Genomic DNA, 25,656 nt, shown 5'->3' with positions numbered 1-25,656 from the left:
CGCATCGTTTCGGTCTCAGTGTCGTTCGATTCCTTGAATCAACGTTTCTCCCTTGCGCACGGATGACCCACGCAGAGGGTATTTCAACAGCCTGCTAGACTTGGGGTGTGAGAAAGAATGCGTACCTCCAAAAGACCGTATCAAGCAAAACTCTAAACAGGTCTGACGTTGTCCGCCCGCTGCGGGATGACTGTTCGAATGCGCCCCCTGCAGCATCCGGAGTCTCCGATGTCCCTCATTTTCCTCTACGCACCTGAGTAGGTGCGACCTCGTGAACGCGTCAGGCGACGCCAGACCTTCAGCGAATATCGCTCCGCCATAGATCGCAAGGCGACGTGCTGATCACGCGCTGTCATGTTCGTGGAGTACAAACGCAGTATGCGATGCTGCGCGCTATTGCGTAGCGGAGGCGCTCGCGCCTGCCATGCGTTCGCCGCGTCATCAGCTTCACCCGAGATGTGCCAACTTGGTTGCGACACCTTAAACTGCAGCAGGCACGGGACATTCAGCCAGCAATGGAATACGGCATTCTGGCCTGTGTTGCTGGATAAGCCTTAGCCTCTGCTCCATTTCGGCATAACGGACCGACAGCGGACTACGTTTTGAAGAGGAACGAGATGCCACGGCATTCCGATGATACGAACCGTGATCCCTCGGCTCGTGATGCCCAGGTACTACGAGCGCTGCGCAACGCCGCCGTGTCGGCGGTCTTGTTCGATTATCGGGCGGCTTGCGCGCTTCTGAGGCTGTCCGACGCAGAAGTCGGACGACTCTTCAAAATTCGTCTTATGCACGTCGCCGGACTTTCCACTGCGTTGAACCTCGACCTCCGGTCCATTCGAGATCTACCCCAAGCGGGACCCCCCGAGAGCGAACACCCTACGTCCCCGCATCGCCATTTGGTTGCCGAGGGTAAGTTGCTACGCGCATCGCACTTCCGCTTAGCGTCAGGCGTAACGAAGAAGAAACTTCGCAAAGACGTCGCGTCCGGCCGTATCTTCAAGGTTACCATTGAGGGTCGAGCGTTCTATCCGGCGTTCTTCCTTGTACGTGAGCTTGATCGAAAGAGCTTGTCAAAGCTCGCGAGACGCCTGGCAAGCCAGACCGGCTGGCGCCGATGGGAGTTCTTCACTTCGCCGAACGTGTCGCTCTGCGATCTCACGCCGTTGCAGGCACTCATAAGTGGCGAATTTAAACCAGTGTTGCGGGCGGCGGCGGCTTTCATTCATGAGTAGAGGGCCTTTTCCGCCGACGACGTGCACCGGCCGGCCGAGATCGGACGAGGCTCTCGTTGGCCTCGCCTTCCGGCGCGGGCGTCACCACTCAGAACTCACCTTCTGTCTTTGGCGATGCCGTTTTTGCGACGGCTCGTTTGGTTACTACCTTCCGCGGCTGCTTTCGCTGAAGCAGCCATGCCCAGCTCATATTAAGGCAGACCGAATCTGTCTCACAACCCATCGCGGCCCAAACACGTGAAAGTGGGTTCAAGTGAACGAACAATTACCACTGTCCGCGCGCCTGCTCCGGAAGTCAGACACGCCTTCAGAAGACCTCAGTCGCAGCTGGCACCTCGAGATGTCTCCGCTCTGCAAGAAGTTTATCTCCGGCGACATGACGGGGAAATGGTGCATCTTTGTGTCCCGAGCGGACGTCGATGCGGCGTGGAACAAAATCAAACACGCCCTCGAGCACAATCAGCTGCTGTGTGCCAAGGTTTCCACCGCCCTACACAGCATGGCGCACGGGAGCATTCACGTCATCTGCGTGTACACTGATAATTGGACCAACTTGCAAGATCTCATGCACGCACGCGACGTTTTGCGAACGTTGGGATTCACGGAGGAACTGGGCTACAAGCGCGACGTTGATACTCAGAACGGCCGTACCGGCTCCGATGAGTGGTATTTACGCGTATAGCCCATACGCTTGCGATCGCCACGTCGTCAGTCCGGAAACGCCTCTGGTGCTGCCAATCGTGCCGGACATATAACGTAGACGCTTCACTTGCGCCCAGGTGTACACATGAGCCAAAAGCATCTTCCCGCCGACTTCCCAAGGACGACCGCGCAGGGCTCGATTTCCGGGGCGCAGCCCAAACTTCTGCTGCGAAAAATCGGTGACACGTACCAAGCGGGACCGACCGATGATGAGGTGTATGACAGATACATCGTGTGCGACGACCTCGCGCAGCAACTGGCAGCGTATGCGTCCCGGAAGATGACGGCGAACGCGTGGTCCCTGCAGACGGCGGTGTCCAAAGTCGAGGCAGGAGTATTCAAAAAGGTCCACAGCGGAATATGGGACTTTTCGACCGCGGAGGTTACTTGGACGATCGAGCGCGCGCGCCAGATTTTGACGGATGCTAACGCGGCTCAAACACGTGTCGGATCAGACTCGAACACCCCGAGCCACCCTCGGGACGACAGCCATGAAGAATGAGCGCCTCGAGCTTGTATTAGGCCGGCCCACGCCTCAATCGATGCGGCGATCGGGCTCAAAGATTCGCTCGCGGGAAAAGACGCAGTCCGAAAACGATTCCGGAAATCGTGGCTTAAGTGGCCGAAGAAGTGAAGGGCGTCACCTCCCTTTTGCGCCCGTTCCAACCGCACGCCGCCGGTTCCTGAGCGCTTCTCACGCCCAAGCCGTCAGCCGATGTAGCAACGCGGCAATGCCGTCCTGGTGGGTGAACCGAGAAAGTGTGTCCCGCAAATGCCGTTCTTTGACGTATCGGACGGCACCGTCCTTTCCAGCGAATTCGAACAACTCTCGCATGACGGTGAACCACATGTAGAAGCCGCAATCTCCAAGCGCCCGAGCACGTTCGTCGAACCAAGCGAAGTCGTCACACAGTTTCGCCGACACCATCTGACCGATGATTCCGGAGTCGCTTGAATAGCCAATCAGTTCGCGAAATGGCCCCGGACTTTCCACGTCGTGAATCAGCCAGTTAAATCCGCCCAATTTCGCCAACTGGTCATGGTACGCGTTGAATTCGTCCTCTCCTGCCGCAACAACGAACAGGCGCTCTTCTTCGTATCGGTAGGGACAACCACCCACCAGTCCTAGAGCGAGCGAGGGTCGTTCGCCGTCGAGACTGACGACGAATGCATTTTTTTGTTGGCGCCGGTAACCGTCGCCGACCTCAATCGCTTCCACTCCTTTGCAAGCGAGGAAAAAGACAGACATCGAATTGAAACCCTCATTTAGTTGAATGCTTGTGTCGATTGCGAAACAAGAGGTCGCTTTACTGGTATTGGTACCAAACTGCCCCGTCATTCTTGGCGTACTCGAACATCTTCTGCATCAAGCCAAACCAGTAGTAGAAGCGTTTTCCGAGTGCGAGCGCCCTAACATCCCACGCCGCGAAATCAGCGGCCAGCTTAGCCGAGGTCATCGGGCCGATAGTCCCGAATTCGCCCGGGTGACGAAACAGTTCGCGGAACGGCCCCAGAGCATCTGAGGCCGCCGCGCGCCAGTTATAGCCGACGAGCCCCGCCAACTGCTCCATGCGTTTGGAAAACTCGCGCCGCTTCCTCGCAACCGCGAACCACCGCTCTTCCTGGAATTGGTACGCACCGCCGACTTCCAATCCCTCTGCGACATGCGGGCAGTCCGGATTGCCAACCACTTCGACGACATTGTCCACGCTCATCGCCCAGATGTCCGTACTGAACTTCCCATCCAACTTTTTCAAACCCTTGCGTGCTACGAAAAACACCGGCATGACACATTCCTATGTATTGAGATTAAGAACACGCCGCCCGCGTTGAGTCGGGAGCAAGGCGCGTCGACGATCGAGCTGAATCAAACGTCGCCTAACGTATAACGCGATTGGAGGGGCATAACGGGGCGAGAAACTGACGAATTGAACGGCAGATCTTTGGGAGGCCGAATACAGCCTCAAATGGACGGAGTTTTTCGCGGCAGGTTGGGCGACTTTTTTGATTGTTGAGCCATTTTCTTGGCTGTAATCGGTGTCGCCGATGCGTTCTTTTCCTTCGCCAGTGTGCACCGCACGGGCACGTGCTGCTCGTGTTGTACGCCGGTGCCGCGCGAGCAACATGCCGCCGGACCAGGCCGTCGTGTACTGAAGCTGGCGGCGGAATTCGCGCCAGCCCTAGCCAAGAATGGACTTATTGAGCTCGGCCGTTGCCCGGATGTACTTGCCCGTCGCTCAATGGTATCCCTTGCCGACTTGCTCATGCTGATCACCTGCAGGTCTTCGATTCATACGAGCGCGTGGGTTTGCTGATCGTTGTAGAAGCTTTGTGCGGGAAAGCTTTGTGGGGTCGACGTACCATGGCCGACGGTCACAAGCGCGATCGGCATAGACGTCGGAATCGCTCGCTTCGCCACGCTGAGCGACGGCTCGCACATCGCCCCGCTTAACAGTGTCAAGAAGCATGAGAAGCGCCTTGCGAGGTATCAACGACGCATCGCGCGCAAAGAGAAATTCAGCCATAGCTGGAAGAAGGCCAAGGCCCGCGTCCAGACGATTCACACCGACGCTGGCGAACCACCTCCCGCCGGACTGGCTGACCGTGACGTTGCACACGTCGCCGAGTAAGGGCCGACTATTGCGGTAGCGGATGTAGCCGAGCTTCGAAAACGCCGGGTGTTGACATATCTACACAAAGCGATTTCGATACATGCTCGCCGTCGCCGGTGTAAAACGCCATAGGAACTCGTCCTTCCTGCTGCCACTTATCCACTGCTCCCAAGATTTCCGGAACAGCTAATTCCGCAAGCCAACAGACCTGAACATCGCCAAACTGAAGTCGAATCAGAATCAGTCGACTTTCGCCGACTGCGAAATAGCCAACGAAAACGTTAGACGGACTGCAATCCGTCCTGATGTGGTCGGCCACAGAGGATTCGATTCGGCATGTCAACACTGGAGTGGCATCCGACATTTCGACCGTTCCCTCGGGCCTTTGCTCGAAACAGGACAATCGTACCAAGGCGGCAGTTGCGAGGTACTCTCTACGGTCGCTAGTTACATGAATGCTTGGCATATTTCTTCGTCATATCAGTTGTAAATCTCGTTGGAGTCGTATAGCGCCATCGAGGGAGCATGACGAGCCGAAAAACTAACGAGCAGAATGGGAGATTTTTTGGGCGGTGAATACTCCCGCGAATCGAAGGAGTTTTCCGCGGGTGGTTCGCCGACTTTTTTGATGTCGAGACACTTTGTTGGTTGTGGTCTTTGTCCCCGATGCCTTCCTTCCGCTGCGCAGATTCGAGCTCCGCCGCCATGGCACGATGCATTTGGACGAACTCCCATTCAAGTTCTCGCCGTCGCGCCGGCAGGCAGCGCATCGTGGTCGCATTCAACACAGCGAGGCGTCGTGATGCAGGGTCTATGGGGCACGTGCGAGCTTCCCGCCGGTCCTTTGCTCTCGCCGTATCTCAGATGGGACGGCGATCAGCTCTGCTATAGGGCGAACGGGAAAGAGTGCCAAGAAATCTTCGTTGCCGCTTCTTCGAAAAAACGTCGGAGTTGCGGCGGCCTCGGCGGCGGCCTGGCTGCTCAAAACACAAGCGCGAACGACCTCCGGCAGTCACGGCACCAGGCGATTGCGACCGCGCCGCCTGGTGGCAGCAGACGGTGGCCAATCGAAATCCGCCTTCGGCAGAAACTTGGCTATCTCATCCGGCGACATACTGCCGGTCCGCTCCAGCCGGCCATCGGGCCCCGCCCGCGTGGCGCAAACGCGATGACGCACGAACCGCCTCAGGTCAGCGAGGAGCTGCGAGGAAGGTGTTGATAGCGGTCAAATGAAAAAACATGTCTTGGCAGAACATCTTCAATCTTCACGATTGTTCAAGAAATCCAAACGACATATGTATCGGGAATCGATTGGTTCAGGTATGAATTGAATTCTAACGGGAGCGAATTTCACTTGAAAAGATATGTGTCGACGCGCAAACGCATTGGCAATTCGCGCTGCGAAAAAACTACGGGTGATTATTACCCGATTTTCGGATTAGATCGAAAACTCTAAGTGTCGAGCCTATGGGTACATTAAGGCCTCGGTACCACCTCCGGCGTCTCCGAGCGTCGACATCTCTCTCATTGATGCCTCGATCGACGCTGCGTGGACGTACATGTAACCGGAACGGACCGCGGTTGCGCGGAAGAGCGAGCCGATCCCACGAACGGGTAGCCAGTATCGCCGTTGTCCCAAACCCCGTGATTTCTCGTTGGCAACCAGGGAGTGACGTACCTCGCTCGCCGGCGCCTTTCTGCGTGCTGCCGCGCCTTCTTCCCTGCCGCCCTCATCGCGGTTGCCGACACCGAGGCCGCATTCTTGGTTGCCGGCTTGTTTGGCGCAAACGTCGCGTTGACGGTCTCCGCCGCCGCGCTCTTCGACCGACGTTCGTCACGACCGCCGTCTTTGCGGCGCACTTCTTCGCCCGAGCGGCCTCCAGAGTGACCATCGCACCGCGCCAGCAGCATCACACATTCCGCACGATATTCGACATCAGCCGCGCCCCCATGTCCCGCAAGTGTCCGGCGTTCGGTGCGGCCGACCGCCAGCGCGACCTGCCGTCCAGCATGAACTCCGCGAGCTGCTAGTTCCACATCCGCGATCACATGCACTGGATGACGATCTCGACCATGCAGCCCGTCTTCGTGACGGACGCGTACCGTGAGAACAACAACCCTGCTGCAAAAAGACCGCTTATTTACTGGCATATTTCTCTTTAAAACCCCGTAAAATAAAAATTATCAACTTATTTTTATCTTTGCCATAGAATTTTGTGTTATCTTTCTCGCATTGAGCGCTACGAACGATCGCACCTAGCACGCGTGGCGCGGTAGCCTTCAATCTCGACGACGATCGCCAGTGTGACCTGAGGATCGACAAAGTCGTCGAAGCGGCTTGGCACCTCTCACAACCCAATCGCAAAAACATGAGCACCACAGAACTCAGTCAACAAACCGCCACGAAGAATTTCCACGAAGTGGCCAGAACCATCGTAGGGTTCATGACCGACTGCGGCCTCCAAGACGCCGACGTGAACGCGGGGAATCTGAGCCTCGCCTTCGAATACGGGTACAGACCGCTTCCAACATTCTGGCGCGACTTCGACTTGACGGCGCTCCTCGACGCCATGTCAGAGCGTTTTCCCAATTGGCGCTCTGCCGTCCAGAGGCGCGACCGGACTACCGAGGAAGTATTGCGCCAAGTTCAAGAGATTTTGCATTGCCACGCGTTTGACGAAGCAAACGCTGAGATGCTGATGGCTCTGCCCAAGCACGCTCGTCCAACGGACAGTGAAGCAGCCTCCCGTTGGATTCGCGCAGAGCTTCTTAAAAGGAAGCTCGAAGCGGAGCTGAGATTCGCGCAACGCGATGGCAATCGTTGCGGCGAAGCCGCATTGCAGGAATTGCACTGCCTCGAGTGCGCTGCGAACGACGTAGAGTTCGAAAGAATCGGAACTAGCGTCGCCCGGACCTGGCGCAACCGGGCGTTGGCTGAGCGAAAAAGGCATCTGCAAAAGCCCCAATGACTTATGCCGAGATGGATTTCGGCCCTCTACCTGCGGTACGGCACGCGCAGTACGCTTCACACTGCGGCTTTTCAGTTGTCGAAACCAACCGCTCCAGCGACAGCGCCGAAGCAGCCAGGAAGGAAACGACCCGCAGCCTTGCAAGACCAGCCCTTTGCATTCCTAACCGATGTCTTCCGCATCATTGGGGGAAACGTGAAAGAAGCCGCTCTAATCGTTCATGTTGATGTGGAACTAAACCGGGTGTCGCCTGAAGTTCGGTGACTCGAGCGCGCCAATATGTTCGGCCGAACATAGAATCGGCCCCCTCACCTGCGAGGACTCGCTCGAGATGGTCGATCTCTGCGTCGACACTTTGAGGCGCGCGAACGCATCCGCGCCCCGTGTGCGGGGACGGTTTTTTGGTCTGCATGGTCTCTCAGGTTTCAGCCTCAGCGAAGCGGCGACGCACCGCCGCCTTCGCTGTACCTTTGCAGGTATGTTCTAAATGTGTAGAAAGCGTACATCAAAAATTTCACATGGCTGGAGAGGGAAAATGCGGATTTCTTCGGCGCGACCTTCTCAGCCCCGCGACCGCATGAGTCAACGAGGCGCTCCTTGATCGTGAGAGACATATTTCGACAGGGGCTTTCTTCTTTGGCCGCCATGAACTCGTCAACGGCCGAAGCATGTTGTAGCCGTCGCCGCGGCTCGACTCCATAGCGGCTAACGCGCCATGCCGTGGCCCGATCGTCCGTGATCCGCTCCAACGAGGTTTTCACGGCGATATCGCGCACCGATTTTGATCAGCGAAAACGCCTACTCCTGCCTCCAGGCGCAAGGTTTGCGTTGCTGCCGAATGGAGGCGCACCATGGAAGCGACTGGATTCTTGGAACAAGCCAAGTGGGGAAGCGAAAATTGCGCTCTATGCGCTGGTCATTCGGCATGACGCTGTTAGACGATGACAACCCCCCATCACGCTGGCGCGTCAACTTCAAGGCGGAACTTACGCGCATCGATGGGGCTTCAGACGGCCGGCGTCAAGCCCCAGCAAGCGCTCCGTCCTCCGACGCTCGACCGGCGCGACGGCAATGCCACGGGATGACGGGCGCGTTCTCTTCAAGCAATCATTCGCTTTTCGAAGCGCACCACTAGAATAAAGTGTCGGGCGGTTTGGACGCTTTCGGGCTTGTTTCCCCTTGGCCACAACATCCTACGTTCCGCACATCGACTTTTGAACGATCGTGCGATTTGATGACGCCGAAGGGAGCACGTATGTCGCGCAGAACGCGGATAGACCAAAGGCTCGCTGCCATGTTGCGAGTCTTTCACGGATTGCTGCTAGTCGCGATCGCGCACTCCACCCAAGCCCAGGGCATCACTACATTCGCAGGCGACGACGGCGCTCAGGGAATTCAGGCCGAAGCCATCGCGGCTGACCGATGGGGAAACATTTGTACAGCCGAACCGACACATCACGTTGTTCGGCGGATTAGCCATACAAACGTCACGGTGACGATCATTTCCGGTACCGGGCAGGCCGGCTATACCGGCGACGGCGGCCCAGCCACGCAGGCGCTACTCGACTATCCGACAGGGGTGACGCTTGACCGCGCCGGTAACGTATTCATTGGCGATTCCGGTAATGCGAGAGTCGTTCGAAGCGTCGATCGTGACACCGGCCTCATAACCACAGTGGCTGGCCCGGGTACGCCCAATGTGCCCAACCGCGGTGACGGCGGTCCGGCCACGCAAGCAGCGGTATTTGCCAACGATGTCGCGGTGAACCGGGATGGCGATCTCTACATTGCCGATTCAGCAGCGGGCAGGATTCGGCGCGTGGACCATCGAACAGGCATCATCTCTACCGTCGTCGAGTTGGGCGCCACGTACATCGTCACCATGGCATTCGATTCGCACGGCGCCCTTTACATGGTGGATCCCGCTCCGCCCAACGTCACTGGTTTGAGGCATCGACCGGTAAGGTCAGCCAAGTAGCCGGCACAGGAGTGACGTGCCAGCAGGTGGGCGGCTCGGCGTGCTACAACGGAGATGGCATTTCGGCGACCGACGCATTCTTGAACTCTCCGACGCACATCACATTCGATTGCGCGGGCAACCTGACGATCAGCGATACCTTTAACTTTCGCGTGCGCCAAGTCAATAGGCACACCGGCATCATCACGACCATCGCCGGGAGTGGCATGGATGGTCATCGCGGAGACGGCGGCCCTTCGACGCAAGCTGGCATCATAGGCGGTCCTAGGGGACTCACGTTTGGGCCCGAGGGCGATCTATTTTTTGCGGAAGCCGCGGGGAGCACCGGATACATTCGTAAGGTGAGCGGCCTGCCGAAAACCGGGCACCGCTGCGAAGAACGTGACGAGGAGCGCGACCGCCGGGATGGCGGGGGGCGCGGTGACGGCCCCGATTCAAGCGATGGCGGTACTTCGCGTCCGTGGTGGTGGTGACACCGAGGCATTGCGTCAGCGGCGCGCGCGATTGCCCCACGCGTCGGCATCGTTCGAACGCCTGCAAGGGAAGCCTCGGTCCGTCTCAAGTCGAGTCGCCGCTCAGTTCCACCCGGCCTGCGGCGTAAAACCGGACTCATGTCGGCTAGTGTAGGTGCATGCCGTACATAGTCCGCCGACGCAGACCGCATCGTCGGCGATAACGCGATGTCCGATGGGCGATGGGCGAACTGAAGCGAAACGATCCGTGCGCGGAGCTCCTGGCCGCTTCGGCCGACCGCCCACAGCGATCCCTGCCGGAGGACCGGCAGGGCGAATGGGTTCGACCTGGCTGCCAAAATCCGTCGGCGCTAGACTGGAGGAACACCCCTACGTCAGGATCGCAGAGCCTTCGCTAGATCCCGAACTCTTCGATGAATGGCATACACCGCCACTAGGCTACATCTGCAGGCGGCTGCCCGGTCGCTCCTCCGCCTGCGTCCAGGAACTGTACTTCGCCAAACGGCCCATAGCGGTGCCGACCGCGCCAGCGGCATCGGTCGTGCAGAGGCTGCCATGTCCGCCGTCTGCACGGATGAAGGCGTGACCTTCCGCGACGCCGGTTTGGATCGGGGTCGGCCAAAGTGGGTGAGGCGTCCATCGCCGGACAGACGGCTCAACGCGCCCCGGGCGCTGTTCGATCGCCTGCGCGCCAAGGAAGCACTGGTGAAAGTCGGCATCGCCAAGTCGACCTTGCGCGGGTCGCGAAAGCGCGTCGAACTCTGGCAGCTTACGACCGAACCGGAGTGCACGTCGATCCGTCGACGCTTACCGCGTAGTGATTCTTGGTTTCCATTTACTATTTGTGGACTCCGCCGACGAGGTGCTCGATGCTATCTGCCTGCGTTGGTGGCACCGGTCGCCGGGCCATGTTGAGGTATCGTTTGGCCTCCGCCAGTCCGACGTAACGCATTAGGAAGTTCATAAACGGCTCAGAAAAGATTCCGTTGTGCCCGTTGATGATGGTGTCGTCGACATCAACAATCATGAACGGCTGGTGCTTTGCGGCGCTCCGCCCGGGAGCCGGCTCACGCCCTTCCTTTCGGGTTTGGCGAACGCCAACGAACTGGACATTCCCAGAGAAGTCGAACTTTGCGATCTCTCCTTCGAGATCGCGCTGAGCAAGCGGGTTCTTATCGTTAGGTAGGCCAAAGGTTTCACCGGGGATTACGGAATCCGGCCCCGTTGGCTCCTCCCATTGCAACCACTCGTAATAGCCTGAGGCGAGATCGCTGTCAGGAGACCGACTTTCTCCGATGTGAGATGCAGTGCACAGCGGGTCTCGGGTCATTTGCACCTGTTTGATATTAACCGTCCTATCTCCGGCGGGTCTGAGCTCATGAGTCGCTCCAACCTGGGTCTCGTCATAAACGCCAAGCGGGTTGCGTTCGAGACTGCGCTCGGTGGGATCCGGGACATGGGCTGAAGTCGTGAATAGTTCTCCGGCTATGCGGCCCGGCTTGAAGAGATGCTGCCTGACCCAGTCATTCTCTGCGGAGAATGTGACTAATAACGGTGACTGTTCATCGGGGAACGATAGCCCTCGCGACAATTGATTGATTCGTTCGTAGGCTGACGCCTCTATGGCCGGGTTGACTAGCACTACTAGATCGCCGAATCCGGCAACAGGGGATCGTATCGGAACAGCGGGCACGCCTTCTATCCCTTTTCGCAAGAAACCGCTGCGTGCATTGACTAACTCTAACTGTCGTTCAAATTCGAATGAGGTAGCCTTTAGGAGAGCCGCCCCCCCGAAGCTGTGCCCGATCGACACGAGGCCAAAGAAAGGCTTTGGACTCTGCCTAGCGTTTTGCTCATCGTAGAGCATTTGCAATCGATGCATGAATTCCCGCAAATCGCGAGTACCAAACGTCTCAGCCGCCGTTTTTCGTCCCCAGAAAGTAGCGTAGTCAAGATAGCTCGGCAGCGAGCGCCCTCTCCAACTCACGAAAATTCCAAAGATACGCAGCTTCGGTACTTTTGCTCCATCTCGGGACGGGCGCGAGTCGACGCTATTGCTTGTCGCTAGGCGCGTGACAGTGTACGTTTCCAACTCGGTATCTAGACGTGCGAGAACGTTCTTGAACGCTTCCAAATTTTCGTCATAGCACTCCGATGAATGATGCCAACCGTGCACGAACAAGACGACGATTATGTTGTCGGCCTCAGACTCCCTTTTTATCGAAGAAAGCACGTTGTCAGCCTGCTCGGGATGCCAGAACCATCCACGGTCGTCCGCTTCAACGTATCTCAAATGGTATTTCGAACTGTCCTTCTCGATAACAGTCACCACACGTGGATCAGCGCTTTTTTCTCGATTCGCGTGCGAGTAGAGGCTGCATGAACCGCTCATCGCGATAAGCACAACTGCGGCACAGACCAAACCCACGCGAATTGATGATGCGATGGTTACTTTCATTGTTCGCTCCACCTTCAACCTGGTCATATGCGCAAGGCGGCCACGCTTCACTGTCCTGCCCGCCAAAACTCCTTCCGAAGCATTTTTCGATCGCTGCCAGCAGCATCGTTTGAGAGCGTCTGCATTGAAACCACTTTCTAAAGGCCAACTTGGAATTGCCGCTTGAAGAGGAAACGTACTAAACTCCCCAACCGGAAGTTTAGGATAGCTTTCGAAAGTATCAAGAATGTTCAATCCTTACAGGTAGAACGAGTGTTTGATCTGGCAATTGGAACTGAAGGCAGGGATACGACTCTCGTCGCAACAATTCGGCGTAGGTGGACTTCAATGGCCCCTTCTCTTGCCGATGGCTCAGAAGATGTTATCTGGGCGATAGAGGAACGCGCATACCATCCGCTGCCAACTTGGGGAAAGCACCGCCGCGGGCGCGCGCTGGAGTCTCAGCGAACTGTCTTTGTGCCTGACACGCTGACGAATCCCGGACCACCTGGGCGCAGATGAAGGCAGGAGTGACTGCTTCAAGTCTCGTCGTCATGACTCTGTTGAATCTCGCGTGAACGCCCGAGAGAATCTCGCGACTATCTGACATGGGCATCTGCAATAAACAGCCCGGTTCAACCAAGGAATCATCCGGGGACCATGTCGCTCAGTTCGCCGTACTCAAGTCGACTAGGCACGGATGCTCACATCTGGACTTCCAACGAGCGCTCATCGGTCCGTACATGCCGCCAACGATCAAAACGAGCGGCGGCCTGCTCCCCGGACGGTCAGTTTAAACTGCCCAATTTTGGTAGCTTAAACCCGCACCGGGGTGAAACAGGACGAGCGCCGCTCGATGTCGAGTAGCGAGAACTGGGGAAAGGTTCCAATTTGGGCGGTGCGCATGTCGATACCGATAGTTGACCAGTTCTTCATACGCGAATTGAGCCGATCTCGAAGCGCGGCGCACCGCACGAACACAAGCGCCTCACTCAGTGACTAGCGTTCCTACCACATACATTGCCCCTCTGAGACGTTTAGACTAATCGAAGAGTAATTCTTACCGCGCGATTCAAGGCAGCTGCCGAATTGCGCAGCGAAAGCAGGCATAGCCGCTCCGGGTGAAGCGATAATGGCAGTCAAGCCGGCTGCACTGACACCTTGTACGGCACACTGCTGAAGATCGTTTTGAATGCTTCCCGCGTCAGGAGCGTTGATTCTTGCGGAAGCGTAGACTCGTTGCTCAGCCGTCCTTAAAGTTGGTGAGGGGAGGCCGGCGAACCCGTTGTTATTCCATTCTACTTTCGAGCACGGGGTGATGTTACCCCAGCCCAGTGGAACATCCATTTCCTCAGCGAACGCTACGCCTGTGAACAGTCCGGAAAAGGCCACCAGCGCGGAGATTGCGGCCGGGGCTCTGCGAGATTTGATTGCACTGCACGTGCATCCTGTCCGATAGTTTGCGATTGTCTTTCCAACTGAAACCCGATTCATTTCCGTCTCCCAGGTTAATCGGCGATCAGTGCCGACGTATGAATAGTGGGATAAGTGAGGTCTCTCGGAAATCCCCTTTTTGTCATCCCAATGTCGGATAGATGTCCTGCGCCTACCCCGACAGATGTCGAATGCTTCATATAGGACATCTGTCGGATATCCATAGACGAGCGAATGAGATAAAGTGATCTCAACTAGAATGAGGGAACTGGTCATGACTCCGGAGGCGCCTCTGAGCGTGTTATTGCTCGAAGATGAAGGAATTCAGCGCGCCGGCACGAAAGCGCTTATCCAAATGGCGGCCCCTAAAGCTCAAATATACGAGGCAAACTCATACCGCGAAGCGATGAAAAGATTTTCCGAATTTTCATTCGATATTGCTTTTCTAGATTACAACCTTCGAGATGAGCATAGCGGACTAGATGTTTTGAGAGAGATGAGGCGTTTGGAGCTTGATACTCGCGCTATAATCCTTTCGTCTTATCGCGAACGAGAGCTCATTATCGCTTGCATCGATGCAGGTGCAAGCGGATATATTACAAAAGAGATGGATGCCGCTGGTCTTTTCGAGAGAGCACTAGACGTCGTCTTCCAGGGAGGGATATTTCTTCCGGCAACGGCACTCGGACGTGGCGCGTTCTCGCCGAGCGTTACGGTACCGCAGACCAAAAAATCGACTGAATCATTGGGGTTGCATGGAAGAAAGCTGGAAGCTTTATATTATTTATGTCAAGGCCTGCCCAATAAAATAATTGCCCGAAAGATGGGAGTGGCGGAGGACACTGTTCGGAAAGATTACAATCCTGCACTTTTCAGAATTTTCGGTGTTGCGCGGCGTACGGAGTTGATAATCGAGGTCTCCCGCCGTAATTTGATTATTCCCAAACCCGTGTCTCGTCATAATGAGGAATAGCGCACATCATCTTATGAACCAGATCCTCCGGAAGGAAAGGCTTGGAGATCGTCAACGCCGAGCTACAAAGCCAAGAAGGGTGTCCCGCTCCGTCTAAAATATAAATGATCGGGATCTTGACGTCGAAAGACGCGCTTGTGCGTTCAACCTCGCGCATATCTGGTTCGGGATCACCCACGATTACAGCAAGCAGAAGAATGTCCGGCGCCATCTCAGCTTTCCGCATCATGTCATTCAGTTCCGCAAAGGAAGCGACCGCCCTGGCAATCGCGCCGAATGAACTTAGGCAGTCGGTGATGCACTCGCGCACTAAGGTATCGCGTTCGACGACGACAACATGAAGGTGACGCAATCTCCTTGGAACGTAAGACCTGCGATTCGTTTCCAAGAGTACCTCCGATGAGGCTTTAATGATCGGTACATGCACGGAGAAACGCGTGCCTCGGCCCTCGACCGAGCGGAACTCGATTCGATGTTCATCGAGCCGAGAAATCATAGCATTGATCAAGGAAAGCCCCAGCCCTATTCCTTTATCGTTGTCGTTTAAGCTATTACTGATTTGAAAAAATGGCTTGAAAATCTCTTCCCAATGCCGCTCGCTTATTCCGACTCCGTTATCCATAACATCAATTCTCGCGGAGTGGCGCAACCGGACAACACTGATCACTATCTTTGGCGACTTGAATGCGTCCCGATACTTGATGCTGTTGCTTATCAGGTTGCATAGAATCCTATGCAAAAAAGAATGGTCCGTGCGAACCATAAGATCATCGTGTCGGCTGGGCTTGACTTTTATCCAAACCGCCGAATTTTCCGCAGAGATGCGCATCGAATCAGCTACAGTCTGCAGAATGCGGTTCGGGTTCACACTGCAGTAACTCGGCGTCACCAATCCCGACTCCATGCGAGAGAAATCAAGTACATTATTAAATGAGGCATTCATGATTTCGCCCGCGTACATGAGTCTCTTTAGATGTGCGGCGAGCACGTCGAATTGCTTGTCATCCAGCGCTTTTTTTATAGGATGTAGTAAGGTAAGCATTGCGGTCGCGGGCTGCCTAACATCGTGGATAGCGCACGATATAAAAAATGACTTCTCCTTATTAACCTCCTCGGCAAGACGCCTGCGTTCATCCATGCTCTTAACCAACGCAGCGGTCTTGTTCTCGAGATCCATCTGGGCATCGCGAAGTTCTTGGTTAAGTTGTCTAAGCTTAAGGTTTTTTTCCTGCTCATCCGCCTTGGATGCATCAAGCTTTTTTTGCCGAAGAAAAGATGCACGTGAAGTTCGCTCAAGTTCTGTGACAACGGCGATTCCCACCAGGATAATCGTACCAAGATAACTCGCGGAAATCCAAAAATAATAAGGTGCGAATGGAAAGACTGTGTTGTCGAAAGCGGGATCTTCGCGTCGCAAATACATTGCTATCAGTGTAACTGATCCGCACAGAATGCTTAAGTGAATCGTAGGCCTTGAGAGAAGACGGGAAAGCCCGTATATAAATATCAGGATTAGGCACGGCCCACAAAAGAAGTAAATAACGAAATAAGCCGTTGGTACAATATAGAAAACTGTTAATTTAAGAACGTAGACTGCGAAGGTGTGCGACACGATAAGGCGGGTAGCCTCGACCTCGTTAGCAAACGAACCACGGCGAGTCTTTCGTACAAAATCTAAAATTACAATCAAGCCGAGAGCACGAAGCAGCACGACTCCCGGTGCAATTTGCGCATAACTACCGTCCGTGTAGGCGTAAATCGCGTCCCAGCCGATAAATAGGACCCAAGTAACGAGTGATAGCACTACTGCCGCTTGGCGATAAGCTACGTAATGCGGGCCATAGTAGGACAGGTACTGCCGTTCGAGCGACGCGTCAAAGCGAGCGGGGGGAGTGAAGATAGTCCACCAACTGAAGCTTGGCGCGGTCATTCCGGTTACTGGCCGGTGTCTCAAGCGAGAGAATAGTTGCATGGCACCTCCGCGCTAGTTTCTTAATCGGAATCTTGTGACGACGGTGGAAAGGATTTATTGGAGAATGGTCGGAAAAAAGGAGCCAAGGGAGCTCTGGGATCACAGCGCGCGTTGCTATTGCCAATTCCCCAAAATGCGGAATCTCCATTCTGCTCCTAAGCCATACTCAGCGAAACCGTGAAGACGCTTAGGTTAGCAGCAAACTTCGTTCGTCCTTGAGATTTCGCGCTTTTGCATAGCAGGTTCCCAATTCTTGAGCTATTTGCGTTCCCTATCGGGATTTTCGTCAATGCCACGAAATATCCGGGATAATTTAGCGCTTGCCCTTTTGAGCAGCAAAGTACCGTATGAAAATCAGCGTTGCTGGAATCAAAGGAGAAAGTCTTTTCCCGTTTGCTGAACGGTCTCGGAAGGTTGCAGGACCCGGCGAACGTCAAACCCGCAAGTAACACGACGAGAGAGTGCATTGCCTTCACCTCCTTCGACTGCCGCTGCGATGCTTGTCAGATCCCCATCGGCTTTACAGGGGCTGTACAAAGCAGCCTAGGATATCAACGTGAAATTGACAACGCTACTTTTGGCGGGAATTTCCTAGCGCATCTACTCCGTTCAACACGGCCGATGCGACGAAGCACCTATCAAAGCGGACATTGGTAGAAACGCGATGTCAGCATCTTCCAGTTATTCGCCTAAGCTTTCCAGGGGTTCCTTGCTCATGAAGAGCAACCAATAACGCTCGTGAGCGCTATGTAGCTCAGGAGATGACATGCGCAGCAGCGGCAGACGCAAATTCTTCAGGCTCGCCGCTGGCGGAACGCTGGTTGCGGTGGATTCAACGCATGCTGTTGGTCCGGGCGTCACGCGAACCTCTCCCGATCGAACCATCGAGAAGCTCGGCTTCGACGCCTATGCATTTAGTGACGGCGTTTATGAACACATGGTCTATTCGAAGGGTGCCGGTCCGGTTGTGATCGTGATGCACGAGCTTCCCGGCTTCGACGATCACGCCGCTAACTTTGTGGATCGACTAGTTGCACGAGGCTTCTGCGTTCATGCACCTCATCTCTTTGGTTCGATGCTGTGGAGCACACCTAACCTGAACTATTTGCGACTTCGGTGCATCAACGCGGAGTTTGCGAATCTGCGGGCGAATCGATCTGCACCGGTCTGCGACTGGCTCCGCGCACTGGCTCGATTGCTTAGCGAACATAGCGCGAATCCTCGCATCGGCGTGATCGGCATGTGCCTGACCGGCGCGTTCGTCATTCCCATGGTGATAGAACCAGGTGTAGGCGCAGGCGTTATTTCGCAACCAGCCATCCCTTTTTCGGTGGGCTATCGAATGTCTGGCGGAACGCGCGGCGAGGGCGAATGGATGCGGGAGATCAACGTCTCCGACACGGACCTCGGAACTGCAAGCCGTCGATGTGCACGCGATAGCATCCCGATCATCATTCAGCGCTTCGAAAGCGACCTTCTAAGCCCACGTGATCGTGCCTTGCGCATCGCCGAGGCATTCGGTGACAACGCCACGCTTGACGAATACAAAAACTCAGGCGCGAATGAGCATCCGCATGCACTGCTGACCGAAGAATTCGACGAAGCCCTAGACGTCGATCCCACCGACCCGACTAAGCCTAATTCGACTCGGATCGCTCTAGACAAGGTCGTCGCCTTCCTGCATCAGAACCTTGACACGCAAGGCCGCCCGATCTAGTCCCAACCTCATCGTCATTGACATCGTTGTTGCGGAACCCCGGCAGCCAGGTCAAGCAGTCACGAAAGGCGCGCACCGACGAAACGTGAGCCGCGAAGGTTGTCGCGCGAAGACTCACTCGACGTTCAGACGATGCTTCATCCGGGACAGCGTCCACAGCGGCGCTGTTTCCCGGGACGCCAGTCGACAACGCGAGATGCATCCGCGACGCAGACATCCGCTCCTTGGCCGCATCAAAGGCGAAACATGCGGGACAGTCCTCCTCTGAGCAGACCAGTGACGAGGATGCGCGCCACGCTGCCAAATGCGCTTGTTTGTTAGCAACGGGAGAAGGAAGCTCGCTGCAAGCATCCGCTCCTGGCTGCCAGCCGCGCAGCGGCCCTCATAGGATGCCCACCACGAGAGCAAAGCATAGCCTTCCGTAAGCATATGCTTCTAAGATTGAGCACATGCTGAAGTGAAACATGCTCATTTGAGAATAGAAAAACACGCTCACGTAAGCAGATCCTAGTGAGCATATCTTCCTTTAGAGTAGCTAGGAATAGCCGGGGCCCCTGCCAAACACCGCAGGTTCCCCTTCCACCATCTCGTTCTGAAATGGCTCCGACAGACTTCGAGGTCGCGGCTCTCTCTTCGCCACCGCCCGGACTATTTCAACCTACCCCCGTGGTAGTCCGATTTCCCCAGCGCGCCACCGGTCGCACCCGTCCACGCTGGAGGTCACCGCCGGAGTTCTTCAATCGGAAGAAGCGGCATTAACGTAGGGCGGCTCAGTGCTCGGCCCACGCGTGACTATTGATGTATAACACCGAAGTCGATTATTGCCAATCGAAGAGTGGGCCAAGATCCGCTCCGGGATTTCATTCACGGTGAAATCCTCCTTTATTCGATGAGCGTTTTCTCAAACCGCTTCGGATGAAGAATTTTGTAACAATACGAAATCCCGTTAGGATCGCCTCCGTCACTTTCCGCATGCACAAGGAGACTCAAGCGGTCAGCACGAGCTCGAAAAGCATACGGATCGGTCTTTGCTACAAAGATGGCCTCGCCCTAATCAAGGTAATCTTGCGTTCTCGCGCCGGATGGCGCAGGAACGTCGGACCTCGACAGCCAGGCTCCGGCCGGATTGATATCAATTTCTCTGGTGGCCAGGAGAAGACAGCGCGCGAGCGCGTAGGGAGACCACAGCGTGTCGCGCGTCACGTGGATCATTCCGATACCGACGTACTGCTCTCCCCGGTTTCCTGGTGCGTCGCGGATACCTGCGACGCGCTCTCTGGAGCTTGAGGTACCACCTTGACAGCCACTTTCTTTGCAGCGCCCTTCTTCGCCGCCGCCTTCTTGCTTGGCACTTTCTTCGCGGGAGCAGTGGTTGCCGAAGCCTCGCTCGCCCCACTTGCAGCGGCTTGGGCCGGCGCCTTCTTAACTGCTGCCGTTTTTGCAGCGCCTTTCTTCACCGCAATCTTCTTGGCCGACGCTTTCTTCGTCGCGGCGGTCTTGGTTGCCACCTTCTTGGCTGCGACCTTCTTTGTCGCCACTGTCTTGGTGGCTGCCTTCTTGGCTGCCGTTTGGGCCGGAGCCTTCTTGACTACCGCTTTCTTCGCTGCCGACTTCTTCGCTGCTGCCTTTTTCGCAGTCGCCTTCTTCGCAACAGGCTCCGCTGGTTCCGAAGAGGTAGTACCCGACGCATTAATCAGAAATGCTGTGCGATCCGCGGCTGACGCAAGCCACCCGGGCGCCTTTCCTCGGCCGCTCCACGTCGCACCACTCTGCGGGTCGCGATATTTCGGCTCTTGTGGACCACGCACATAGTTGCCGGCTTTCGGCTGCTTCGTCGCCGGCGACTTGGTCATCACCTTATCGGCATCAATCAGGAACTTGCTACGGTCCTTTGCGCTGGCGATCCAAGCGGGCGCGCGTCCATGGCCGTTCCAAGTCGCTCCAGTCTTTGGGTCCGCGTATTTTGCAGCGCCTGCATTCTTCGCAGAATTTTGAGTACCTGCCTTGCGACTTCGACTCGTATTTCGCAAGCTGTCTTCAATGTCGGCGAGCGTAAGTCCGTGCCTTTCAAGCAAGTCGTGAATCTTCTCTACTACGCCCGACGTTTGCTTCTTCGCAAGGGCTTCCGCTTGCGCCTGAAGCTTAGCAATCTTCGACTGAATGTCTTTCAAAGTGACCATGGCTGCTCCTCAGGAAATTTGTGGTAGCACTATGCCACACCTAAGGCAGTAAGTCCCTTTTAATAGAGACAAACCAAGACAGTATCTCTAAGCGCTGCGCACTGTGTTAGACAGTGGGCTCTGCTGCCACTGCACGAGCTTTCAACTAGTCGTGGGGAATGTTGACGACTCGCCACAGGGATCGGCATCCCCTCTTGGGACACTGAACGCGTGGAATCACGACAAAGGCAAGTAGTAGATACTGCCGGGAACAATACCAAACTGGAAAACCCCTAAAGTGGAGCTAAGGCACGTGACTAACACCCGGGCCAATCACCGAAGGTCCACTCGTCGATTGCTGGTTCGGTAGCGAGAATCGGGATGGACCCATGCTGTTCATCGATACTCACCGCCTCGGACTAGGTCCCGGAACTTCAGGAATCTATTAACCTTTTAAGGGTATCCTGAATTCGCAGCCTTTCTTCTTCATCTTTGCGCTGCTTCTCCAAATTAGCGCGCTCTGCAGCAGCCCTCTGTTGAGCTTCCTTATGCAGCATCTGTGCGTACACCTGTGTTGCCTTAGAAAGCCAAGTCTTAAAGTGCTGAACAATATCAGAAATCTCAGCTTCCCTTGCGCCGATCCTGGCCTCGGTGCCGGTAAAATTGAAGCTCTCCGGCCCCTTCCCCATAACAGATGAGTAGTTTCCCATATTCCTGATCGCATTTATCCACGTCTGATTGACAGGCTGACTCAATTGGAGCTTCAAGACTCCGTTCTCGTACTTCGCATCGGTCAGTTGCATTCCTTTTGCGGCAATCGGATCATCGAGTTCATCTACGTGAACGACCGTCTGGTCGATCTGGCTGATCTTCTGGCGACCAACGAACGCACTGTTCTGAAATTGAATCTCACGTTTGAGTGCATCGATTGATGATGGACGTTTCGCCGGGTCTTGACGGAGCATCGATTCGACGATCGGATCGAGCCACGCGAATTCCACCGCAGCTTCACCGATTTTTCGATAGTCGGTACCGTGCGGGACCTGGCCGGTGAACATTTCGTTCAACATCAGTCCCAGGGCATATAAGTCCGCTGGAATATTGACTTCCTGTCCTCGTACTCGCTGTTCCGGTGCGGCGTACAAAAAGTTGGCCAGGCGAGTCGTCGGCTTTGTCTCGACCGCAGTGAGCAAGTCCTCAGCACTAAACCGGGCGACGCCAAAATCGGCGACCGCGAGCCGTCGGGTCGCCGAACGGTAAAGAACGTTTTCAGGCTTCAGGTCGCGATGCACGACTCCCTTCAGATGCGCTGCTTCCACGCCGTCGAGAATCTGACAGAATAAAGGCAATACCTCCGCCGCGGGAACACCATTGCGTTGCTCCATGAGCAATCGAAGGCTCCCATCGTACATGTCCATGATATAGAAAGGCGCGCTTTCCTTTTCGTCCGACCGCACTCCGTGATCCAGCACGCGCACTACATTTTCATGCCGGGTGTTTTGGAGGAAACCAATCTCGTTCTTGAACCGTCGGCGTTTGTCGCTGGTCACTCCTTGACCATGCAACAGCTTAAGCGCGAAAGCGTTGCCTTCCTCATCCCTCACTCGGAAAACGCGGCCCGCCCCGCCCTCGCCCAACACTTTGTCTGTCGTGTATTGCGCGAATGTCGTCTCGAAGACAGTCTCTTTCGAATTTTTAGCCATTTGTGAAATTACGGTTTTCCGCCCCAAAAGGGGCTTTGCGTCAGAGTGATCGACTTTTTTCCAGCAATCTACTGCTGCAACACGCGGCTAGCAGAAAGTCGCCGCGCCATCGGGACAACTCGCTTTTTGTGTTAGATCGACTCTTCGGCTCGAGTCGAACGAAGACGCTGCAGCATGGTATCGCCAACGCAAGCTGCGAGCACGTCATCGTTCATTCCGAGCACGGCTTCGGGCGTCTGGGCCCCCGCCTGTGCCAACGCAAGGCACTGCCCACGTGTCAATGCCGCATCAATCTTGCGGAGGGACAAGCAAGACTCCGGGAGCCCAAACTCAAGCCGAGTAAGTAGGACGTCCACTCCCTCGAGATATGACGGTTGGTCGGGGAAGAGCGCGGCGAGGATGCGGTGAGCCGAGCGCAAGTGGAACCGCGCCCCATCCGCAATGCTCGTGATGTCACCGTACCGGATCGCCCCAACATAGGGGTTGGCCGTGTAGCGCTGCTCTATCGCATCAACCGAAACACCCGCTACCCAGTCATAGAGAATAGCGGCACGCTTGCATCGACGCCAGAATTCGTGCTCGCCGTCTGCAAATCGTTGCAGTGCCCGCAGAATGGAGTTGCCGTATCGCACGATGACATCGTTGACTCGTGCGGCTTCTGACCTTCCTCGCGTGAACAGCGGCGTGTAGATGTCCGACATCTCTTGCAGAACCTGCACAAGTGCCAAGATGTGCAGCGGAGGTGTCGTCGTAACGTCAACACTGCGGAGCAATTCCACCAACCGCAGTCCAGATTCGAACGAGAGTGTTGAGCCACCGACAGCTTGTCCAAGCATCGTCAGCTGGAGGGTGTCGTTGGCCTCTTGCTCAGCGAGCCCAGTTTGCAAAAGGTGTCGTACAAAGCTTGCGATTCGTGGTTCGACCATCGCAACCCAGGTTGGATTCGCGCGAGCTGCCGCATAGCCTCCGAAAGTGTTTACGAGCAAAGTCGGGATGTCGGTTGCCTTAACACCACGAACCTGGCTTAGCAGACGAAGTACCCAGGTCGACAGCGCTGCCTCAGCAAACGAAGACGTGACGTCTTCTGGCGCGCCTTCAACGTAATGGCGGAACAGTCGGACCCTCTCAATCGGGGTAGCCGCGAGGATAATGGCCTTACCGATTTCGTTGAAGCCCAACCGACCAGCTCGGCCTGCCATATTCTTGTATTCGGCAATGGTGAACGGTCGTCCGTCTTCACCACGGAACTCCTGCTCCGCGAGAATAACAGTCGACGCCGGGGTGTTTATCCCCGCCGCCAGGGTCGTCGTCGATCCCAAGACCCAAATGCCGCCGTTTGGATCCCGAAATCCGTGCTCGATTGCTTCTCTTTCCGCTCGTAACAGGTTCGTACTGTGAAACGCCGTACCACCGCTCAAACACCGCCGCAGGTCACGAGACGCCGAGGTAAGATCTTGTGCTGGCAGCGCATTGAGGGTCGCTGTAGCGGGGCGCTTTCCTAACTCGTCGGCGAGGTATCGAGCGCACCCTTGAGCTTTCCCACGCTGATTCCGGAAGACGATAAGCTTCTCGTTAGCGGCAACAAGCTTTTGCGCCAGCGGAACAATGACGTCTTGTGAACCGGGCTTCTCTTTCCGTATGCGGATGCTGTGCGGCGCCAGAATCGCGTCAACTTTGGTCATGCCGTCAACGTCGCGGTACTGAAATGTCCCATGCCGGTCTAGTACGCCTTCAATCAAAGGTACCGGACGCTCCCGTGAAAGTAGCACCGGAATGTCGAGCCACTGATCAAAACCATTGAGGCGACCAATGACGGCGGACAAGAGAATCAATTGCGGACGAATTCCTTGAACGCGTGCTCTCAAAAGGAACGCCAGGATTAACTCGACGGTGATGCCTCTGCGAGGATCCGTGATGAATTGTGCTTCGTCGACCACCACGAGCCCGAGCCGATTGAGAAGGTGCGGGGCGCCGAGGACGAGATTCAGAAACATCTCATATGTAAGGAAGCCCAGATCGTATCGACTGGCCAGCACGTTCCCGATGGAATCGGTCGCATCGCCGGTGCAGCGGACAACGCGTAACCCAGCTGCGCCGTACCGCTCGCTGAACTCCTCGAACTTCTCGTTGACGATCGCACGGTACGGGAGCAAAAAAACGGCCTTCTTTCCCGCGATCACGGACTGGACAGCGGCGAGCTCGCCGATCATCGTTTTGCCCGAACTCGTCGGCGCAACGGTCATGAGCGAACGACCCGCAAGAACGCCATAGTCGTTGACCGCGCGCAGTTGCAAGGCGTTAAGTCCGCCCGGAAAGCGCGCGACCCATTGGTCCACGATCGATGACGGAAAGCCGCTATCAAGCAGCTGCTCAAAGGGCCCAGCCATCTGCTCAACGGCATGCGTGGGAAAGGCTGCCCTGTAGTTCGGGCCAAACTCGAGTCGCGGAAAGACAAGTCCTCCTTGGATGCTGCCCAAGAACACGGGGGTCTGCGTTACGCCGATTCGGTCAGCCTCAACACGTGCGATCTGCACGATCTCATCTGCTACCGCGGGAAAGCTGACTTGCTCAACCATGTTCGCTGTCATCGCTGAAATCACGGCGTGCGTGAGCAGCCCATGGCCGGTCCCTGGCTGCTCCCATGCAACCTGGCGCGCGGTGCATGCAGCGAGCAGAATCCTGCCTTCCCCGGCGACAGCTTCGAGTGCGAAGACGCTCCTCGGCTGTGCTGGAACCTCTAGCACGCGAGCCGGCGCGTGTCCACTGAAGCAGCAATCGAGGATGCAAAGTACCGCTCGCGCCTGTGTGGCTTTGAAGGCATCTCCAAGCTCTGCCATTGATAGCGTGGTACCCGGCAAGTTGGAGCAGAGCGTGTCATAAACCGCGATTCCTCCATCGGGCGATCCATGCCCTGCAAAGCTTATAACGATGACGTCGTCATCCGCAGCACTTGCTAAAGTACCGAATATCGACTCCGATACGTTAGCTTTGGTAGCGTGTTCGTCCACCAGAAGTTTTGCGCGGAAGCCAGGTACAGAATCAAGAAACAGTGCGTTGAGCGCTGTAGCGTCACGCACTGCTCCAGTGAGTTCGTCGATGTTGGGATCGAGTTGCTTGTTGATGCCGACGAAGATTCCTTTGATGGACATGATGGGCTCCTCTTCGCCTTTTGAGAGTTAGACGCGGCCCGACTGGATCACGCGGATTCTGAATGCGGAAAGAAAGGCGTGCTGTTCCGGTTTCGTAACTGCTACACGGTTATAGGCGGTCTCAACAGGCCGCTTCAGAGCAC

15 protein-coding genes and 1 pseudogene are annotated in these 25,656 nt (G+C 55.9%); 9 read left to right on the top strand and 7 right to left on the bottom strand.

What is annotated here, in order from left to right; translation table 11 throughout:
- Positions 1 to 617 precede the first annotated feature (617 nt).
- From QCE49_RS33095 to QCE49_RS33085, 3 genes are all read left to right on the top strand, one after another.
- Positions 618 to 1,235, top strand: coding sequence for a hypothetical protein (locus QCE49_RS33095; RefSeq protein WP_250460064.1), 618 nt, complete (start codon positions 618 to 620; stop codon positions 1,233 to 1,235).
- A 253-nt stretch (positions 1,236 to 1,488) separates the two neighbouring features.
- Entirely contained in the window at positions 1,489 to 1,917 is a 429-nt protein-coding gene (locus QCE49_RS33090; RefSeq protein ID WP_250460066.1) for a putative phosphothreonine lyase domain-containg protein, read from the top strand.
- A 105-nt stretch (positions 1,918 to 2,022) separates the two neighbouring features.
- Positions 2,023 to 2,439, top strand: a complete 417-nt coding sequence (locus QCE49_RS33085; RefSeq protein WP_250460068.1) for a hypothetical protein — start codon at positions 2,023 to 2,025, stop codon at positions 2,437 to 2,439.
- 192 nt (positions 2,440 to 2,631) lie between these two features.
- On the opposite strand, the gene QCE49_RS33080 is transcribed toward QCE49_RS33085, so the two are convergent.
- Together QCE49_RS33080 and QCE49_RS33075 are read right to left on the bottom strand one after the other, a co-directional pair.
- A complete protein-coding gene (locus QCE49_RS33080; RefSeq protein ID WP_250460070.1) occupies positions 2,632 to 3,276 on the bottom strand; it encodes a hypothetical protein in 645 nt (214 codons plus the stop codon).
- Positions 3,245 to 3,724, bottom strand: coding sequence for a hypothetical protein (locus QCE49_RS33075; RefSeq protein ID WP_250460073.1), 480 nt, complete (start codon positions 3,722 to 3,724; stop codon positions 3,245 to 3,247). Before QCE49_RS33075 ends, QCE49_RS33080 begins: the two co-directional genes overlap by 32 nt.
- 564 nt (positions 3,725 to 4,288) lie before the next feature.
- Between QCE49_RS33075 and QCE49_RS33070 the strand changes: the two are divergent.
- The 4 genes and pseudogenes from QCE49_RS33070 to QCE49_RS33055 all read left to right on the top strand — a co-directional run.
- Positions 4,289 to 4,504: pseudogene (locus QCE49_RS33070) on the top strand (transposase); the annotation flags it as partial.
- A gap of 2,414 nt (positions 4,505 to 6,918) precedes the next feature.
- Positions 6,919 to 7,518 (top strand): hypothetical protein, encoded by a 600-nt coding sequence (locus QCE49_RS33065; RefSeq protein WP_250460076.1) that lies wholly within the window; start codon positions 6,919 to 6,921, stop codon positions 7,516 to 7,518.
- A 1,294-nt stretch (positions 7,519 to 8,812) separates the two neighbouring features.
- Positions 8,813 to 9,496 (top strand): hypothetical protein, encoded by a 684-nt coding sequence (locus tag QCE49_RS33060; protein ID WP_250460082.1) that lies wholly within the window; start codon positions 8,813 to 8,815, stop codon positions 9,494 to 9,496.
- An 80-nt stretch (positions 9,497 to 9,576) separates the two neighbouring features.
- Entirely contained in the window at positions 9,577 to 9,969 is a 393-nt protein-coding gene (locus QCE49_RS33055; RefSeq protein WP_309806846.1) for a hypothetical protein, read from the top strand.
- An 838-nt stretch (positions 9,970 to 10,807) separates the two neighbouring features.
- On the opposite strand, the gene QCE49_RS33050 is transcribed toward QCE49_RS33055, so the two are convergent.
- Positions 10,808 to 12,427 (bottom strand): alpha/beta fold hydrolase, encoded by a 1,620-nt coding sequence (locus QCE49_RS33050; protein ID WP_250460084.1) that lies wholly within the window; start codon positions 12,425 to 12,427, stop codon positions 10,808 to 10,810.
- 1,687 nt (positions 12,428 to 14,114) lie between these two features.
- Here QCE49_RS33050 and QCE49_RS33045 point away from each other — a divergent pair.
- Complete coding sequence (locus tag QCE49_RS33045; protein WP_309806845.1) at positions 14,115 to 14,813, top strand: response regulator transcription factor; 699 nt, start codon at positions 14,115 to 14,117, stop codon at positions 14,811 to 14,813.
- Here the strand turns inward: QCE49_RS33045 and QCE49_RS33040 are convergent.
- On the bottom strand, positions 14,776 to 16,785 hold the full coding sequence (locus QCE49_RS33040) for a hybrid sensor histidine kinase/response regulator (RefSeq protein WP_250460089.1): 2,010 nt from the start codon (positions 16,783 to 16,785) through the stop codon (positions 14,776 to 14,778). The two genes, QCE49_RS33045 and QCE49_RS33040, sit on opposite strands and share 38 nt — an antisense overlap.
- 766 nt (positions 16,786 to 17,551) lie before the next feature.
- Here QCE49_RS33040 and QCE49_RS33035 point away from each other — a divergent pair.
- Complete coding sequence (locus tag QCE49_RS33035) at positions 17,552 to 18,502, top strand: dienelactone hydrolase family protein (RefSeq protein WP_250460091.1); 951 nt, start codon at positions 17,552 to 17,554, stop codon at positions 18,500 to 18,502.
- Positions 18,503 to 19,710: 1,208 nt separating this feature from the next.
- On the opposite strand, the gene QCE49_RS33030 is transcribed toward QCE49_RS33035, so the two are convergent.
- The 3 genes from QCE49_RS33030 to QCE49_RS33020 all read right to left on the bottom strand — a co-directional run bounded on the left by QCE49_RS33030 (position 19,711) and on the right by QCE49_RS33020 (position 25,513).
- Positions 19,711 to 20,682 carry an H-NS family nucleoid-associated regulatory protein gene (locus tag QCE49_RS33030; protein ID WP_250460094.1) on the bottom strand — a complete coding sequence of 324 codons (972 nt, stop codon included), beginning with the start codon at positions 20,680 to 20,682 and terminating at the stop codon, positions 19,711 to 19,713.
- A 413-nt stretch (positions 20,683 to 21,095) separates the two neighbouring features.
- Positions 21,096 to 22,364, bottom strand: coding sequence for a serine/threonine-protein kinase (locus tag QCE49_RS33025; RefSeq protein ID WP_250460096.1), 1,269 nt, complete (start codon positions 22,362 to 22,364; stop codon positions 21,096 to 21,098).
- 131 nt (positions 22,365 to 22,495) lie between these two features.
- Positions 22,496 to 25,513 (bottom strand): DEAD/DEAH box helicase, encoded by a 3,018-nt coding sequence (locus QCE49_RS33020; protein ID WP_250460098.1) that lies wholly within the window; start codon positions 25,511 to 25,513, stop codon positions 22,496 to 22,498.
- Positions 25,514 to 25,656: the final 143 nt, after the last annotated feature.

Origin of the sequence: Caballeronia sp. LZ008 (genome assembly GCF_031451435.1) — a bacterium.
In the GTDB taxonomy this organism is placed as follows: domain Bacteria; phylum Pseudomonadota; class Gammaproteobacteria; order Burkholderiales; family Burkholderiaceae; genus Caballeronia; species Caballeronia zhejiangensis.
The sequence above is the reverse complement of the archived record's forward strand: the minus strand, read 5'-3'. Positions and strand labels throughout refer to the sequence as shown.